This window comes from Amycolatopsis sp. BJA-103 (assembly GCF_002849735.1).
Taxonomy (GTDB): domain Bacteria; phylum Actinomycetota; class Actinomycetes; order Mycobacteriales; family Pseudonocardiaceae; genus Amycolatopsis.
In genome coordinates this window covers 3,172,465-3,188,365 of the sequence record NZ_CP017780.1, presented here as the reverse complement: position 1 = coordinate 3,188,365, position 15,901 = coordinate 3,172,465, and the positions used below count along the sequence as shown (strand labels likewise).

The window sequence follows — 15,901 nt, the reverse complement described above, 5'->3', positions numbered from 1 at the left end:
GCGCTGAATATCGGCTGGCCTGCCGTCGCGCGTTCCTGCCAGGGTGGCCGGCGTGACGCGGTCATTCCTTCCCGGCCTCGAGCTGGCCGAGCTGTTCTACACCGAGGTCGTCCGTCCGAACCTGGACAGGGCGCTGGACGGGACGCCGTACTCGTCACCACGTCACCAGGGGATGACGTCCTCGAGAGAGTCCGGGCCGCGGAAGACGCCGGACGGGCCGTCCGCGGGGATCGTCGCGAGCAGGACCGGAACGGCCGCACCCTCGGCCACGGTGCGGTGCCCGCGCGGGAAAGGGGCCCCGGCGTTCTGGTCGGTCGGCACCATGCCGGGGCTGACGGCGTTGACCTTGATGCCGTCGGCGCGGAGGGTTTCGGCGTAGAGCAGGGTCAAGGCGTTGAGTGCGGCCTTGGAAGAGCTGTAGGCGAGGAATCCTTCGGTGGGCAGGGGAATCTCCGGATCGCTCAGCGAGGTGAGGGAGGCGAGCCCGCTCGAGAGATTGACCACGCGCGGGTTGGGGGAGCGGCGCAGCAAGGGCACACAGGCCGAGATCATCGTGACGACACCGAAAACGTTGACCTCGTATACGTTCCGCAGGTGCGCGGCCGTGAAGTCGGCGGTGCGCAGACCCCATTCGCTGGTGATGCCGGCGTTGTTGACCAGGACGTCCAGTCTGCCGGTCTCGGCCTCGATCGTCTCGACCGCCGCCGCCACGGACGCCTCGTCGGTGACGTCGAGCCGGACGGACCGGACGCCCGGTAGGGCCGCGCGGCCTTCCGGATCCCGCGCGCCGAGGTAGACGGTGAGTCCGCGCGCGGCCAGTCGCCGGACGATCTCCTTGCCGATGCCTTTGTTGCCGCCGGTGACGAGCGCGACTTCGTGCGTGTGCATGTCCTCACTCCAGCCGACCCCGCGCCCGAACAGAAGCACCGATCCGGTGTGCGGGCCCTACCCTGGCGGTATGCCGGATCCGGAGATCCGCGAACTGCGCTACTTCCGCGCCGTCGCCGAAGAGCTGAACATCACCCGCGCGGCCAGGCGTCTCGGTATCGCGCAACCGCCGCTGTCACGGGCCATCCGCGCGCTCGAACGCCGGATCGGCGCGGAACTGTTCGACCGCACCGGGCGGCGGCTGGCGCTGACGCCCGCGGGGGAGACCCTTCTCGCCGAGTCGGCGAGGGTCCTCGCCGCTCTGGACGTCGCCGTCCGCCGGACGCGGCGGGTCGGGAACGCGCTCGTGGTGACCGCCAAACCCGGAGTGGCCACCCGGCTGCTGCACCGCGTTCGCGAACGCTTCCGGGAGGATCCGGCCGCGGTGGAGATCCGCGTGGTGGTGAGCGGGTTCGGTGAACAGGCCGAGCTGGTCCGTGACGGGCGCGCCGATCTGGCGATCGCGGCCTGTGTGGACGGCGACGGCCTCGAAACCGAGCTCCTGACGACCGAACCGCGCGTCGCCGCGCTCGCCGCCGATCACGAGCTCGCCGGTCGCGACGTGCTCAGTGTCGCCGATCTGATCGCCGAGCCCGCTCCGAGATGGGCGGATGCGCGGATCGTCGAGCCCGGTCACTGGCTCGGCCATCCCGATCGCCGCTCCGACGGGCCGGTCGTGCGCGACACCGCCCAGCTGCTGGACGTGGTCTCCTTCGGGCAGGCCGTGGCACTGGTGCCCGCCTCGCTGGCCGCCGTGAACGTCCGCCCGGACGTCGTCTACCGGCCGGTCGGTGACGTGACGCCGTACCGGACCCTGGCGCTCTGGCGCCAGGGGAGCAGGTCGCCTTCGATCGCCGGATTCCTCAGGATCGCCGCTGAACACGGACCGATGGAAACCCGGCGCAGCCGTCACCACTGAGGCAACCGCGACAGCGTCCTGGGCGTGCTGAGGGCATGACGCTGTCGAGATCCCGGCTGCCTGGGATGGACGTCTTGTGGCTTCCGCTGATGCTGCTGGTCTGCGGGCTCGCGGTGCTGTGGCTCGGTGTTTCCCTCGCTGTGGATGTCAACCGGTCGGCCGGGCTCGTCCCGGGGCGGGTCGTGGCGACCGGGCCTCAGGGGAGCAAGACCGCGGACGTCGAATACACCGGACTCGACGGGGTGACGAGGACGGAGACCTTCGAGTACGACAAGGGGCGCCGCCAGGCGGCCTACCGGGGCGGCGGCCGGGTACACATCCGGGTGTGGCCGGACGAGCGACGCGCGGAATTCGACGAAGGTGACAAGCACACTCGTGTGATCGTCATGGGCAGTGCGCTGACTCTGCTCAGCGCGGGCGCCATAGTCGTGATGGTGCTATGGCATCACGGCGTGCGGATGAAGAAATCCCGAGCGCGGTTCCACCTGTGGTGGTGCTGGTTGGTTTCCTTCTGGCGGTGACGTCCCGCGGCAGGTAGCCGGCGGAGAAGGCGCGCGAGCGCTACTTGTACAAGGTCTGGACGTTCGTGAAGGTGATGTCGTCTGTGGTGGTGCTGTCAGGGTTGAACCGGAAGACGACGTTGTCCGCGCCCCCTGCGCGCATCGTGAAGGTCGACATCATCGTCACCGATCCGCCCGCGACAAGCTGCTCCGGAAGGTCGGTGGGGCCGCTCTTCTGAACGGCCGAGTTCGTCGCCTTGGCGTGGTTGGCGCCGTACGACAACTCCGTGCGGACGTTGCTCTTCGCCGTGGGGAAGACGAGCGTCGCGTTGCCGGTATTCGTGATCTCGGTGGCTATTGTCACCACGACGTTCTCGGTTGGGCCGGAGTCGTAGGCGTTCGAATCCACGGTCTCGGACTTCGCGGAGACGATCCTGACCTTCAAGCCGTTGGACAACGTGGCGGCTTCGGTTGCCGGCGTCTCCGGCACGGAGGCGTTGTCGACGCAAAAATCCTTATGAGCACTGGCGAAATTCGGGTCAGCGCACTTCGTAGGGTCGAGGCTGGCAGCGTCCGGCGCGGCAGAGCTGTCGCACGCGGCCAGTACGAGGGCGCCGGCCGCTACGAAGAGGCCGACCGAAAGTCTTGTGTTGAGCACAGCGGCTCACTTTACGTCACACGGGACGCCTCGAGAATCGTGCCCGATCCAGGAGAAATGCAAGATTCACGTCACCATTGGCCTGTCGGGAAGACACGCCGTCACCGGCCTTTCCGGGGGCCCGGCTCACCCACCCGCCCCGTTGGCCGGCGTGGGCGGTGCGGCGGGAATCCGGCCCGACTCCGGGCCGGCGTTGGCGTCGAAGGACATGCCGGAGTAATCGGGGTCCAGCACGGAGATCGCGTACGTGGCGGGCGCGGCCACCACGGCCGCGACCCCGGCGGCGAGCCCGGCGGTGACCAGGCGGGGCGAGGTGGTCTTGACCACGCGCGCCAGGACCAGCGCGACGACAGCGGCCACGCCCAGCGCGAGCGCACCCCACTTCGCCCACGGCAGGAAATTCGGGTAGTGCGACCACAGCCACGCGGCCCAAGCCACCTCGGACGCCACCGCGAGTGGCAACAGCCAAGCCCGCTTGCCGCCCTCCCGGTACGCGCGCCAGAACAGGACGATGCCCAGGGCGGAGAGCGCGGCGACCGCTGGCGCGAGCGAGGCCACGTACGCGGTGTGCGGGACATCGGCGACGCTGAAAACCAGACCGAAGGTCAGCAGCCACACTCCCCACATCACCAGTCCGCTGCGCACCGGATCGGTGCGCCCGGCCCGGCGCCGCCACCACAGTCCGCACAGCAGGGCCAGCAACGCGAGCGGGTACAGCCAGCCGACCGCGACGGCGAGGTGGCCGTCGAACAGCTTGGCCCAGCCCTTCTGGACCGGTCTGCTCGTCGCTTTCGTCGGGTCCTCGTCGGGATTTCCCCGCTTGGCGGGGAGGATGTCACGCTGCCCGGCCATCCGCTGCGGGTCGATCGCGCCGCCGTCGTTGTCGAATTTCCGGGCGCCGGGCAGTTGGATGCCCAGGTGGCCGACGCCGTTGTAGCCGAACACCATGGCGAAGGCGCTGTTGTTCGTGCTGCCGTCGATGTGGGGCCGGGCGCTGGGCGGGGTGAAGGTGTACAGCGCGATCCACGACAGCGACACCGCGAGCGTCACCGCACCGGCGATCGCCACGTGCTTCACCCGGCGGCGCAGTTCGACCGGAGCGGTCAGCAGGTAACCGATCGCCAGCGCGGGCAAGACCATCCACGCCTGCAGCATCTTCGCCTGGAAACCCAGCCCCACCCAGATCCCGGCCCACACCAGCGACCGCAACCGCCCCTCCAGCACCGCCCGCTGATAGGCGTCGACGGCCAGCACCAGGCACATCACCAGTGCGCCGTCCTGCATGCTGTGCCCGAACATCGACGCGGCGACCGGAGTCAACGCGAAGATCCCGGCCGCCAGCAGACCGGGCACCACACCGGCCCAGCGCCGCACCACCCGGTACATCACCAGCACCGAGATCACGCCCTCGATCACCTGCGGCAACGCCAGCGACCAGGCATGGAACCCGAAGATCTTCGCCGAGACCACCTGTGGCACGAACGAGCCGGCCAGCTTGTCCAAAGTGGACGTCGCCTCCGCGTCCACGGCCCCGAACAGGAACGCCTTCCAGCTCCCGGACATGCTCTTCACGGCGTCCGAATACAGCGGCGCGAAGTCCACCGCCGGCAGATTCCACGCGTACAGCACCGCTGCCACCGCCGCGATGCCCAGCAACACCGGCCGGGCCCAGCGCGGCTGATCGGACGGCGAACGCCACACCGCCCAGCGAGGGGGCCTGCTTTCGGGCACGACGTCCTGGGACAACGGAAGACGGGCAAGTGTTCCGGACACTCCGGTACCTCCAGGCGCGGGCCATCCGGCAGAGTTGTTTCAAGGCATTCCCCAGTGCGCGAATTCGGCCCCGCACGCGCGCTACGGCCGGAACTCTCGCGGACTCCGACGTTATCCACGACCGGTCGGCACCCATACCGCCGATCGGACTCGCAGGCCGCCGGACATGCCTGGTGGCGCCGCCGTCCGCGGGAGTGGGTCTTCACACGTGTCCACGCGGCGGTCGTGACGGGTCGGCACGCTCCACCAGTGGTAGGAATGCCTGGTGACCGAACCGAATCTGATCGAAGCCGCCGCCGAAGAGGCAGTCACCCTCACCAGTGAACTGATCCGCATCGACACCACCAACACGGGTGATCCCGACACGCTCGTCGGTGAACGCGCCGCGGCGGAGTACGTCGCCGAGAAGCTCACCGACGCGGGCTACGAGATCACCTACGTCGAGTCCGGGGGCAAGAACCGCCACAACGTGATCGTCCGGCTGCCGGGAGCCGACCCGTCCCGGGGCGCGCTCCTGATCCACGGTCACCTCGACGCCGTCCCCGCCGACGCCTCGGAGTGGTCGGTGCACCCGTTCTCCGGCGCGATCCAGGACGACTACGTCTGGGGCCGCGGTGCCGTGGACATGAAGGACATGTGCGCGATGACGCTCGCGCTGGCCCGCCACTACAAGATCAACAACATCGTGCCGCCGCGCGACCTCGTCTTCGCGTTCCTCGCCGACGAGGAGGCGGGCGGGAAGTACGGCGCGCAGTGGCTGGTGGAGAACCGTCCCGAGCTGTTCGAGGGGGTCACCGAGGCCATCAGCGAGGTCGGCGGCTTCTCGATCACGCTCAAGGACAACGTCCGCGCGTACCTCATCGAGACGGCGGAAAAGGGCATCCGCTGGATGAAGCTGCGGGTGCGCGGCACCGCGGGCCACGGATCGATGATCCACCGCGACAACGCCGTCACCAAACTGTCCGAGGCCGTCGCCAGGCTCGGCAACCACCGCTTCCCGCTGGTCATGACCGACTCCGTCCGCGAGTTCCTGGACGGCGTCACCGAGATCACCGGCTGGGACTTCCCCGAGGACGACATCGAGGGGTCCGTCGCCAAGCTCGGCAACATCTCCCGGATGATCGGCGCGACCCTGCGCGACACGGCGAACCCGACGATGCTCACCGCGGGCTACAAGTCCAACGTGATCCCCTCGGTCGCGGAAGCCTCGGTCGACTGCCGGATCCTGCCCGGCCGTCTCGAGGCGTTCAACGCCGAGCTGGAGGAGATCCTCGGCCCGGACATCGAGAAGGAGTGGATGGAGCTGCCGCCGGTCGAGACGACCTTCGACGGCGCCCTCGTCGACGCGATGACCGCCGCGGTCCTCGCCGAGGACCCTGGTGCCCGCACGCTCCCGTACATGCTTTCCGGCGGCACGGACGCGAAGTCGTTCCAGTCCCTCGGGATCCGCAACTTCGGGTTCGCCCCGCTGCAGCTGCCCGCGGACCTCGACTTCTCGGCGCTGTTCCACGGCGTCGACGAGCGTGTCCCGGTCGACGCGCTGAAGTTCGGCGTGCGGGTGCTCGACCGTTTCCTCCGCTCCGCCTGATGTCCGGTCTGCTGGCCGCCGACGGAACACCCCTGCATTTCGAACGCTGGGGTGATCCGTCGGCGCCGGTGACCGTGGTGCTCCTTCACGGGTACGCCCTCGACAGGCGGAGCTGGCGCGCCGTCGCGCCGGTGCTGGCCGAGGCCGCGGAGGAGCCGATCGCGGTGCTGGCCTACGACCAGCGCGGGCACGGCGAGTCCGGTGAGGTCCGGGCCGCGTCGGCGACGATGGGGCACCTCGCCGACGATCTCGCCGAGGTGCTGGAGAAGGTGATTCCCGAGGGTCGTGTCGTCCTGGTCGGTCACGACATGGGCGGGCTCGCGATCCTTTCGCTCGCCCAGCGGCATCCGGACGTCTTCGCGGCCAGGGTGGCGGGGATCGGGTTGCTCGCCATGTCCGCGGGCGGCGTCACCCCGGACGCGATCTGGCCGAACGCGCTCGGGAAACTCGGCCGCGACCTCGAAATGGTCTTCGGGACGAAGCTGATCGGCCTGGTGCGGGAGCACACCAGCAAGGCGGTGACCGCCGGCCTGCGGTGGTGGCTCTTCGGGGACGACCCGGTGCCCGGCGACGTCGAACTGACCGTCCGGATGATCCGCGGCAACTGGCCCCAGACGGTGTCCGCGTTCCGACCCGCACTGGACGCCTACACGCGGGAATCAGCGTTGTCGCAGGTCGGTGCGGTTCCGGTGACGGCGATCGTGGGGGAGCGCGACAAACTGGTGCCCACCGCCGACGTCGAAGAACTGGCGGGCGCGGTGGAGAACGGGACGTCCGTGGTGCTGCCCGGGGTCGGGCACGTCGTCCCGCTGGAGGCGGCCCCGCAGGTGGTGCCCCGGCTGCTCGCCCTGGCGACGAGAGCCCGCCGACAAGACTGACTGCCTTGACAAGTTCTCTTTTCGGTGGCACCTTCTTGCCATGTTCTCCGTAGCGGTGATCGAGGACGCGGAAGCGGCCGAAGTGTCGTTGGACCCGGTCCGGGCCCGGCTGCTGTCCGAACTCGCGGAACCGGCGTCGGCCACGATGCTGGCCGCGCGGGTGGACCTGCCGCGGCAGAAGGTGAACTACCACCTGCGCGCGCTGGAAAAGCACGGCCTGGTCGAGCTCGTCGAAGAGCGGCGCAAGGGCAACGTCACCGAACGCATGATGCGCGCGACCGCGGCGTCCTACGTGATCTCGCCGACCGCGCTTTCCGCGGTCCAGCCCGACCCGGCCGAGTCGCCGGACCGCCTTTCCGCGCGTTGGCTGCTCGCGGTCGCGGGCAGGCTGGTGCGCGACGTCGGCCTGCTGATCACCGGCTCCACCAAGGCGCGCAAGCGGGTCGCGACCTTCGCGATCGACGGCGAGGTGCGGTTCTCGAACGCGGCCGACAGGGCGGCGTTCGCCGAAGAACTCACCGTCGCGATCACGAACCTGGTGAGCAAGTACCACGACGAAGGCGCCGAACAGGGCCGCGATCACCGGATCGTCGTCGCCGTCCATCCGAGCGTCAAAACCGAGACCGAGGAGCGCTGAGTGGGGCACGAATTCGAGATCGCCGACCGCGTCGAGGTCGACGCGACGCCGGAGCAGGTCTGGGACGCCATCGCGACCGGGCCGGGGATCACGTCATGGTTCATGGGACGCAGTGAGGTCGACGGCGGCGTCGGCGGCACGGTGAAGACCGCGTTCGGCGGCTACGAACCCGCGTCCGCGATCACGTCGTGGGACCCGCTCGAAAGGCTCGTCTACGGCACGGAACGCGAGGAAGACGGGCGGTTCGTCGCCTACGAGTTCCTGATCGAGGCCCGCTCCGGCGGCAGCACCGTGCTGCGGACCGTGACGAGCGGCTTCCTGCCCGGCGACGACTGGGAAGACGAGTTCGAGGCGATGCGCGGTGGCGGTGAGCTGTTCCTCCGAACCCTGGTCGAGTATCTCAACGGGTTCGCGGGCCGGAAAGCGGTGCCGGTGACGGTGTTCGGGCCCGCGATCGAAGACTGGGACCGCGCGTGGCTGGCGCTGGGCCGGGAACTGGGTCTCGCCGGGCGGCCGGACACGGGCGACCGGGTCCGGCTGAGCACGGGGTCGATGTCCACAGTGGACGGCGAGGTCTATCTGGCGAACGAGCAGACGGTCGGGATCCGGACCGGGGACGCGCTCCTGCGCTTCGTCCGCGGTTTCCGCGGGCCGATGCTCGCGATGCATCACCTGTTCGGCGACGTCGACCCCGCGGAACAGGACGAGCTCTGGGCGGACTGGCTCGGCCGGGTCTTCAGGTGATCAGGCCGGGCAGGGGTGTGGCGGTGCGCTTGCGGCGCAACCACACCCTCCGGGTCCCATCGGAGTAGAGCCGGACGGTCGAGAGCTCCCAGCCGGCGAACTCGGCGTGGATCGACAGCTGCGTCGCCGCCGCCCGCCGGGAAACACCGGGAGGCAACTGCAGCCGCCGGTACTCCCAATCCCCTTCGACCACCGCCTCGTCCACAACTGTCATGGCGTGATCACCTGGATCCCTTCTCCGATGGCCGAGCCGACGACCACACGGCCGCCCTGCTCGTCGACGGTGACCGAATCTGGCTGCCGCAGGGTGGGGAACCGGTGCTTCTCGATCGGCTCTCCGCCGCGGACGTCGAAGCCGACGACCTCGTTGCGCTCGGTGAGGGTGACCCAGGCGAGCCCCCGGGCGCGGTCGTAGGCGATGCCGTACGCCCCGCCGGGGACGGGGTAACGCTGGCGCAGTAGCAGCGGCGTCGTGGAGAACGCCAGCAACGCGCCCGCTCGCGCGTCGGTGACGAAAACGCGCCCGAGATCGTCGGTGACCGCGTTGGCCGCGCCGTCGCCCGCGCGGAGGCCTTCGCCGATCTTGCCCTCGGCCAGGTCGACCGAGAACAGAGCCGTGCGCAGCTTGTCCAGGACGACCACGCCGTCGCCGGTGTTCAGCACGTCGTCGGCGCTGTAGATCTGGCCGGTGATGGTCTTCGGGCCCGCGTTGGCGGAAAGCACCTCGACGACTTTGCGATCACGGACCGAGACCAGCGTCGAGTCGCCGTCGGCGAGACCGGCGGAAGGCTGCCCCGCGACCGGGACCGTCTCCAGTGCGCCGCCGGGCAGGGAAACCTTCGCCAGCAGGCTCTTGCCGGGGACGCTGGCGAGCACCTGGCCACCGGAGACCGTGAGCCGCTCGGCGGGGCCGGGCAAGGCCACGGTCGTCTTCGGGGTGTCCAGGGCCGAGAGATCGTAGAGGCGCAGCGAAGGCGGCTCCGAGACGGCGACGATCAGCGTCTTGCTCGCCTCGTCGGTGGCCAGCGCCTTCACCCCGGGCCCGGCGAACACCGAACCGGCGGGCTTGGCCGTCACCGCGGGGGAGACGGCGGCCGTCACCGCGACGGGGTTCTGCACGATCTGGAGCGTGTCGTTCGGGGTGTCGTCCGCACTGCAGGACGAGAGCACCAGGGCACCGGCGAGCGGGATCGCGATCCGGGAAACGGCGGACAGCCGACCCACCTTGGTGCCTCCACCTGCTACTCGTCGAACGGACTTGTCCAGCATCCCCCAGGAACCCCACCGCGTCACGTCTGTGTCACCTAACAGTCACCTAATCCAGTAATCGAGACGGCTCAAAGGCCGCGTTCGGGGTACCCGACCTCGATCGCGCTGACGTCGTCGAGCGCCGATCGGATGGCGGGCGGGAGCGTGATCTCCTCGGCCGTGAGCGACCCGGTGAGCTGGCCGGTGTCACGCGCTCCGACCACGGGAGCGACCACTCCCGGCCGGTCGCGGACCCAGGCCAGCGCGACGGCCAGCGGCGAGGTGCCCAGCCCGTCGGCGGCGGTCGCGACCGCCTGCACGATCCTGGCCGCGCGATCGGTCCGGTGATGTTCGACATAGCCCGCGAAAACACTCGAAGCGCCACGGGAATCGGCGGGTGTCCCGGTGCGGTACTTGCCGGTGAGCACGCCCCGGCCGAGCGGGGCCCAGGGCAGGATCCCGATGCCGTGGTGCTCCGAGGCGGGGACGACCTCACGGTCCACTCCGCGCTCCAGCAGCGAGTACTCGACCTGCGTCGAGACCAGCGGGGCGACGGCGGAACTGCGGGCCGCGGCGGTCGCGAGCTGCCAGCCGGAGTAGTTGGAGACGCCGACGTAGCGGGCCTTTCCACTGGTCACGGCGTAGTCGAGAGCCGCGAGGGTCTCGTCGACCGGCACGGTGGTGTCCCAGGCGTGCAGTTGCCAGAGGTCGATGTGGTCGGTGCCGAGGCGGCGCAGCGAACCTTCGAGGGCGCTCAGCAGCGCGCCGCGAGAGGCACCACCACCGAACGGGCCGTCGGTGCGGCGGGCGACCGCCTTGGTGGCGAGCACGATGTCGTCACGGGGGACGAGGTCGCCGAGCAGCGCGCCGAGAACGCGTTCGCTCTCACCCTCGCTGTAGATGTCGGCGGTGTCGACCAGGGTGCCCCCGGCGTCGACGAACGCGACCAGCTGGCTGGCCGCCTCCTCCGAGTCGGTGTCGCCACCCCACGTCATGGTCCCGAGGGCCATCCGCGAGACCCGCAGTCCCGACCGGCCGAGCTGTCGCTTTTCCACGACGGGCGAGCCTAGCCGGAAGGCCGGTGCGGGACGCGGAGCAGGTGAGCGTGTCGTGATCGAGTACCACCGGCCGGGTCACCGCGGTGTCAACACCCTGAACGGAGGAGTGACACTCCGATGGATACATTCACGCCGTGCGACTCGGACTGAACTTGGGCTATTGGGGCGCGGGCAACGACGCGGCCAACCTGGCATTGGCGAAGAAGGCGGACGAACTGGACTACGCGGTCGTCTGGGCCGCGGAGGCGTACGGCTCGGACGCGCCGACGGTGCTGGCGTGGGTGGCGGCGCAGACGTCACGGATCGACGTGGGCAGCGCGGTGCTGCAGATCCCGGCGCGGACGCCCGCGATGACCGCGATGACCGCCGCGACCCTGGACACGCTGTCGGGCGGGCGGTTCCGCCTCGGCCTCGGTGTGTCCGGTCCGCAGGTCTCCGAAGGCTGGCACGGCGTGAAGTTCGCGTCACCCCTCGGCCGGACGCGCGAGTACGTCGAGATCGTCCGCAAGGCGCTGTCCCGTGAGCGGCTGAAGTACGAAGGCGAGCACTTCGAACTCCCGCTGCCCGGCGGGCCCGGCAAGGCGCTGACGCTGACCGTGCACCCCGAACGCGAAGAGATCCCCGTGTATCTGGCCGCCATCGGCCCGAAGAACCTCGAACTGACCGGCGAGATCGCGAACGGCTGGCTGCCCGTGTTCTTCTCGCCCGAGCATGCCGGAGAGCAGCTGAAGCTGATCCAGGCGGGCGCGGAGAAGGCCGAGCGGTCCCTCGACGGCTTCGACGTCGTCCCCACCGTCCCGCTCGTGGTCGGTGACGACTGGAAGGCCTGCGCCGACGCGGTCCGCGGGTACGCGGCGCTGTACCTCGGCGGGATGGGCAGCCGGGACAAGAACTTCTACAACCAGCTCGCCTGCCGGATGGGCTTCGAGCGCGAAGCCGCCGACGTCCAGCAGAAGTACCTGGGCAAGGACTACGAAGGCGCGATGGCGGCGGTCCCGCTGGAGTTCATCGACGCGACGTCGCTGCTGGGCCCCAAGGAGCGGATCGCCGAACGGATGCAGGCCTTCGCCGGGGCGGGGGTCACGACGCTGACCGTCGCGCCCTCCATGCCGGACCCAGAGAGCTCCGCACACGCTCTCGAAGTCGCGGCCGAGGCGATCGAACTGGCCGGTGTCGCCTGATGGGATGGTTCGAAGCACTGGTCCTGGGGCTCGTCCAGGGCCTCACGGAGTTCCTGCCGATCTCCTCCAGCGCGCACCTGCGGATCACCGCGGCGCTCGCCGGCTGGGACGACCCGGGCGCCGCCTTCACCGCGGTGACCCAGATCGGCACCGAACTCGCCGTCATCCTGTACTTCTCGAGCAAGATCGGGAAGATCCTCCGCGCCTGGTTCTTCTCGATCTACAAAAAGGACTGGCGGCAAGACCCGGACGCGCGGCTCGGCTGGCTGATCATCATCGGTTCGCTGCCGATCGTGGTGCTGGGCCTGCTGCTGCAGGACGCGATCGACGAGACCTTCCGTGATCTGAGGATCACCGCGACCACGCTGATCGTGTTCGGCCTCATCCTCCTCCTGGCCGACCGGATCGGGCGGCAGGAGCGGACGCTGGACCACCTGACCGTGCCGCACGGCCTCGGCTTCGGGTTCGCGCAGGCGCTGGCACTGATCCCGGGCGTCTCCCGCTCCGGCGGCACCACCAGCGCCGGGCTGCTGCTCGGCTACACCCGCGCGGAGGCGGCGGAGTACTCCTTCCTCCTGGCGCTGCCGGCGGTGTTCGGCTCGGGCCTGTACAAGCTGACCGACATCGGCAAGGACGGCGCCCCGGCCCAGTGGGGGCCGACGATCCTGGCGACGCTGGTCGCGTTCGGCGTCGGCTACGCCGTGATCGCCTGGCTGATGTCCTACATCAAGACCAAGAGCTTCGTGCCGTTCGTGATCTACCGGCTCGTGCTCGGTGTCCTGCTTTTCGTGCTGATCTTCACCGGCGTCCTCGACCCCGGCGCGGGCCCGCACCTGTAAACCTCCGCATCCAGAGGACGAAACGCGGGAGCGGCAAAGCACGGACACGTAGGGTGGGCCACGTGAGTACTGTGATCCTTCTGCGCCATGGCAAGTCCACGGCGAACGGCTCGGGTGTCCTGGCCGGGCGCACGCCCAAGGTCGGGCTGGACGACACCGGCCGGGCACAGGCGGCGGCGCTCGTCGAGCGCCTGGCGCCGGTTCCTCTCGCCGAGCTGGTGGTCTCGCCGATGCTCCGCTGCCGCCAGACGGTCGCGAAGCTGGCCGAGGCACGCGGTCTGGACAAGGTCAAAGAGCCCGGTTTGTCCGAAGTGGACTACGGCGAATGGACCGGTCGCGCGCTCAAGGATCTGTTCAAGGAACCCCTGTGGCGGGTCGTGCAGGCGCACCCTTCGGCCGCGGTCTTCCCCGGCGGGGAGGGACTGGCCGAGATGCAGGCGCGTTCGGTCGCGGCCGTTCGCGCGCACGACGCCCGGATCACCGCGAAACACGGTGAGAACGCGGTCTGGCTCCTGTGCAGCCACGGCGACGTGATCAAGTCGATCCTCGCCGACGCGCTCGGCCAGCATCTCGACGCGTTCCAGCGGATCGTGGTCGACCCGGCGTCGGTTTCGGTGGTCCGCTACACCGAGACTCGTCCGTTCGTGTTGCGCGTCAACGACAACGGCGGTGACCTGGCCGGGATCGCCCCACCGGCACCGAAGGCCAAAGCCAAGCGCGGCAAGGGAAAGCAGAGCTCCGACGCGGTGGTGGGCGGTACCACCGGAGCGTGACCGTCGCCGTCGGCGGCGTCACGCCACGGACGGCATCCACCGGCCCCTGACTGCCCGTAAGGTGGCCTGAACAGCAGATTCGACGACCCGGGAGCAACACCGATGATTTCGCAGGACAACCCGTTCGCCGCGCCGAGTGAGCTGCCCTACGCCCTTCCGCCGTTCGACCGAATCGCCGACGAACACTTCCTGCCGGCCTTCGAAGCGGGCCTGGCCGAGCACGCCGCGGAAATCGACGCGATCGCCGGTTCCGCCGAGCCGCCCACGTTCGAGAACACCATCGCCGCGCTGGAGAAGTCCGGCAGGTTGCTGTCCCGCGTCTCCAGCGTGTTCTACAACCTCTCCGGATCGAACGCGAACGACGAGATCCAGCGAGTGCAGGCCGAAATGGCGCCGCGACTGGCCGCGCACGCCGATGCCGTCAACCTGAACCCGGCGTTGTTCGCCCGGATCAACACGCTGTTCGAGCGCAAGGACGAACTCGGCCTCGACACCGAGTCGCTCCGCCTGCTCGAGCGTCACCACACCGACGTCCGCCGGGCCGGCGCGGGGCTTCCCGAAGCCGACCAGAAGCGCCTGCGCGAGCTGAACGAGCAGCTTTCGACCCTGTCGACCAGGTTCCAGCAGAACCTGCTGAAGGACACCAACGAACTCGCCGTCGTCGTCGAAGACGTCGCGGAACTCGCCGGGTTGGGCGGGGACGAGATCGCGACGGCCGCCGAGACCGCGGGGGAGGAGGGCAAGTACGTCCTCAAGCTGACCCTGCCGACAGCGCAGGCGGCGCTGGCCACGCTGGAGGACCGCGCGCTGCGCGAGCGGATCTTCACCGCGTCGGTGTCGCGGGGCAACCGGGGCAACGAGTTCGACAACAACGAGATCGTCGCCCAGCTGGTCCGGTTGCGCGCCGAGCGGGCCGCCGTGCTCGGCTTCCCCGACCACGCCTCGTACGTCATCGAAGACGAGACCGCGAAGACGGCCGCCGCCGCTGCCGGGCTGCTGGAACGCCTCGCGCCGGTCGCCGTGGCCAACGCCAAGGCGGAGGCCGAAGAACTGCAGCGGTACCTCGAAGCCGACATCCCCGGCGCCGTCCTGCGGCCGTGGGACTGGGCGTTCTACGCCGAGCGCGTCCGCAAGGACCGGTTCGAGGTCGACACCGCGGCGCTCCGCCCGTACTTCGAGCTGAACCGGGTGCTGACCGACGGGGTCTTCTTCGCCGCCTCCAAGCTGTACGGCTTGAGCTTCACCGAGCGGGAGGACCTGCCGAAGTACCACCCCGAGGTCCGGACCTTCGAGGTCTTCGACGCCGACGGCACGGCACTCGGCCTGTTCCTGCTCGACTACTACGCCCGCGACTCGAAGCGCGGCGGCGCCTGGATGAACAACTTCGTCGACCAGACGACAGTGCTGGGCACCAAGACGGTCGTGGTGAACGTGCTCAACGTCGCCAAGCCTCCGGCGGGCGAGCCGACCCTGCTGACCTTCGACGAGGTCGTCACCGCGTTCCACGAGTTCGGGCACGCGCTCCACTCGTTGCTGTCGGACGTGCAGTACCCGACGTTCTCCGGCACCAGCGTTCCGCGTGACTTCGTCGAGTACCCCTCACAGGTCAACGAGATGTGGATGCTCTGGCCCGAGGTCCTGGCCAACTACGCCAAGCACCACGTGACCGGCGAGCCGCTTCCGCAGGAGCAGATCGACAAGCTCCTGGCGTCGCAGCAGTACGGCGAAGGCTTCTCCACGACCGAGTACCTCGCCGCGGCCCTTCTGGACCAGGCGTGGCACGCGCTCGGCACCGAGGACCACGTCGAAGACGTCCAGCGGTTCGAGGCCGAGGCGCTGACCAAGGCCGGAGTCGCGCTGGAAGCCGTGCCGCCGCGGTATCGCACCACCTACTTCGCGCACGTTTTCAGCGGCGGCTACAGCGCCGGGTACTACTCCTACATCTGGAGCGAGGTCCTCGACGCCGACACCGTCCAGTGGTTCCGCGAGAACGGCGGGCTCAGCAGGGAGAACGGCGACCACTTCCGCCGCGAGCTGCTCGGGCGCGGTGGCAGCATCGACCCGATGGACGCCTTCCGCGCGTTCCGCGGCCGTGACCCGGAGATCGAGCCGCTGCTGCAGCGCCGCGGTCTCGCCGGCGCCTGACGCTCTGACGGCTTCCCTGCCCGGGCACCCCCA

Annotated in this window: 16 protein-coding genes; 10 read left to right on the top strand and 6 right to left on the bottom strand. The window is 69.5% G+C overall.

Annotated elements, in window-relative coordinates; translation table 11 throughout:
• Window positions 1–162 precede the first annotated feature (162 nt).
• A complete protein-coding gene (locus BKN51_RS13770) occupies window positions 163–888 on the bottom strand; it encodes an SDR family NAD(P)-dependent oxidoreductase (protein ID WP_101613209.1) in 726 nt (241 codons plus the stop codon).
• 70 nt (window positions 889–958) lie between these two features.
• On the opposite strand from BKN51_RS13770, the gene BKN51_RS13765 reads away from it, so the two are divergent.
• Both BKN51_RS13765 and BKN51_RS13760 read left to right on the top strand, forming a co-directional pair.
• A complete protein-coding gene (locus BKN51_RS13765; RefSeq protein ID WP_101608020.1) occupies window positions 959–1,846 on the top strand; it encodes a LysR family transcriptional regulator in 888 nt (295 codons plus the stop codon).
• Window positions 1,847–1,881: 35 nt separating this feature from the next.
• Window positions 1,882–2,367, top strand: coding sequence for a DUF3592 domain-containing protein (locus tag BKN51_RS13760; protein ID WP_146044330.1), 486 nt, complete (start codon window positions 1,882–1,884; stop codon window positions 2,365–2,367).
• Between the two features lie 40 nt (window positions 2,368–2,407).
• On the opposite strand, the gene BKN51_RS13755 is transcribed toward BKN51_RS13760, so the two are convergent.
• Both BKN51_RS13755 and BKN51_RS13750 read right to left on the bottom strand, forming a co-directional pair.
• Window positions 2,408–3,004, bottom strand: a complete 597-nt coding sequence (locus BKN51_RS13755; protein ID WP_146044331.1) for a hypothetical protein — start codon at window positions 3,002–3,004, stop codon at window positions 2,408–2,410.
• A 126-nt stretch (window positions 3,005–3,130) separates the two neighbouring features.
• The gene (locus BKN51_RS13750; protein WP_199193003.1) at window positions 3,131–4,777 is read right to left on the bottom strand and encodes an ArnT family glycosyltransferase; all 1,647 of its coding nucleotides are present in this window, start codon (window positions 4,775–4,777) and stop codon (window positions 3,131–3,133) included.
• 265 nt (window positions 4,778–5,042) lie between these two features.
• On the opposite strand from BKN51_RS13750, the gene BKN51_RS13745 reads away from it, so the two are divergent.
• Genes BKN51_RS13745 through BKN51_RS13730 form a run of 4 tightly spaced genes read left to right on the top strand, consistent with a single transcriptional unit; the run spans window position 5,043 to window position 8,624 of the window.
• A complete protein-coding gene (locus BKN51_RS13745; protein WP_101608016.1) occupies window positions 5,043–6,365 on the top strand; it encodes a M20/M25/M40 family metallo-hydrolase in 1,323 nt (440 codons plus the stop codon).
• Window positions 6,365–7,243 (top strand): alpha/beta fold hydrolase, encoded by an 879-nt coding sequence (locus tag BKN51_RS13740; RefSeq protein ID WP_101608015.1) that lies wholly within the window; start codon window positions 6,365–6,367, stop codon window positions 7,241–7,243. The genes BKN51_RS13745 and BKN51_RS13740 overlap by 1 nt, the downstream gene beginning before the upstream one ends.
• Window positions 7,244–7,283: 40 nt before the next feature.
• Window positions 7,284–7,880, top strand: coding sequence for a winged helix-turn-helix domain-containing protein (locus BKN51_RS13735; RefSeq protein ID WP_101608014.1), 597 nt, complete (start codon window positions 7,284–7,286; stop codon window positions 7,878–7,880).
• Window positions 7,881–8,624, top strand: a complete 744-nt coding sequence (locus BKN51_RS13730) for an SRPBCC family protein (protein WP_101608013.1) — start codon at window positions 7,881–7,883, stop codon at window positions 8,622–8,624.
• Here BKN51_RS13730 and BKN51_RS13725 read toward each other — a convergent pair.
• From BKN51_RS13725 to BKN51_RS13715, 3 genes are all read right to left on the bottom strand, one after another.
• Complete coding sequence (locus BKN51_RS13725; RefSeq protein ID WP_016334446.1) at window positions 8,617–8,838, bottom strand: DUF5703 family protein; 222 nt, start codon at window positions 8,836–8,838, stop codon at window positions 8,617–8,619. The genes BKN51_RS13730 and BKN51_RS13725 overlap by 8 nt on opposite strands.
• Entirely contained in the window at window positions 8,835–9,848 is a 1,014-nt protein-coding gene (locus BKN51_RS13720; protein ID WP_101608012.1) for a YncE family protein, read from the bottom strand. Before BKN51_RS13720 ends, BKN51_RS13725 begins: the two co-directional genes overlap by 4 nt.
• Window positions 9,849–9,961: 113 nt before the next feature.
• Window positions 9,962–10,927, bottom strand: a complete 966-nt coding sequence (locus BKN51_RS13715; protein ID WP_199193005.1) for an aldo/keto reductase — start codon at window positions 10,925–10,927, stop codon at window positions 9,962–9,964.
• 137 nt (window positions 10,928–11,064) lie between these two features.
• Here BKN51_RS13715 and BKN51_RS13710 point away from each other — a divergent pair, with 137 nt between their 5' ends.
• From BKN51_RS13710 to BKN51_RS13695, 4 genes are all read left to right on the top strand, one after another.
• Window positions 11,065–12,111 (top strand): LLM class F420-dependent oxidoreductase, encoded by a 1,047-nt coding sequence (locus BKN51_RS13710; protein WP_101608010.1) that lies wholly within the window; start codon window positions 11,065–11,067, stop codon window positions 12,109–12,111.
• Complete coding sequence (locus tag BKN51_RS13705) at window positions 12,111–12,950, top strand: undecaprenyl-diphosphate phosphatase (RefSeq protein WP_101608009.1); 840 nt, start codon at window positions 12,111–12,113, stop codon at window positions 12,948–12,950. Before BKN51_RS13710 ends, BKN51_RS13705 begins: the two co-directional genes overlap by 1 nt.
• Window positions 12,951–13,012: 62 nt before the next feature.
• Window positions 13,013–13,723, top strand: a complete 711-nt coding sequence (locus BKN51_RS13700; RefSeq protein ID WP_101613208.1) for a histidine phosphatase family protein — start codon at window positions 13,013–13,015, stop codon at window positions 13,721–13,723.
• A gap of 102 nt (window positions 13,724–13,825) precedes the next feature.
• Entirely contained in the window at window positions 13,826–15,868 is a 2,043-nt protein-coding gene (locus BKN51_RS13695) for a M3 family metallopeptidase (RefSeq protein WP_101608008.1), read from the top strand.
• The last annotated feature ends 33 nt before the right edge of the window (window positions 15,869–15,901 follow it).

What these genes read in the sequence shown, in the direction of transcription:
- BKN51_RS13770 (WP_101613209.1), bottom strand. Translation starts at nt 888, where the DNA reads ATGCACACGCACGAAGTCGCGCTCGTCACCGGCGGCAACAAAGGCATC.
- BKN51_RS13765 (WP_101608020.1), top strand. Translation starts at nt 959, where the DNA reads ATGCCGGATCCGGAGATCCGCGAACTGCGCTACTTCCGCGCCGTCGCC.
- BKN51_RS13760 (WP_146044330.1), top strand. Translation starts at nt 1,882, where the DNA reads ATGACGCTGTCGAGATCCCGGCTGCCTGGGATGGACGTCTTGTGGCTT.
- BKN51_RS13740 (WP_101608015.1), top strand. Translation starts at nt 6,365, where the DNA reads ATGTCCGGTCTGCTGGCCGCCGACGGAACACCCCTGCATTTCGAACGC.
- BKN51_RS13735 (WP_101608014.1), top strand. Translation starts at nt 7,284, where the DNA reads ATGTTCTCCGTAGCGGTGATCGAGGACGCGGAAGCGGCCGAAGTGTCG.
- BKN51_RS13725 (WP_016334446.1), bottom strand. Translation starts at nt 8,838, where the DNA reads ATGACAGTTGTGGACGAGGCGGTGGTCGAAGGGGATTGGGAGTACCGG.
- BKN51_RS13705 (WP_101608009.1), top strand. Translation starts at nt 12,111, where the DNA reads ATGGGATGGTTCGAAGCACTGGTCCTGGGGCTCGTCCAGGGCCTCACG.
- BKN51_RS13695 (WP_101608008.1), top strand. Translation starts at nt 13,826, where the DNA reads ATGATTTCGCAGGACAACCCGTTCGCCGCGCCGAGTGAGCTGCCCTAC.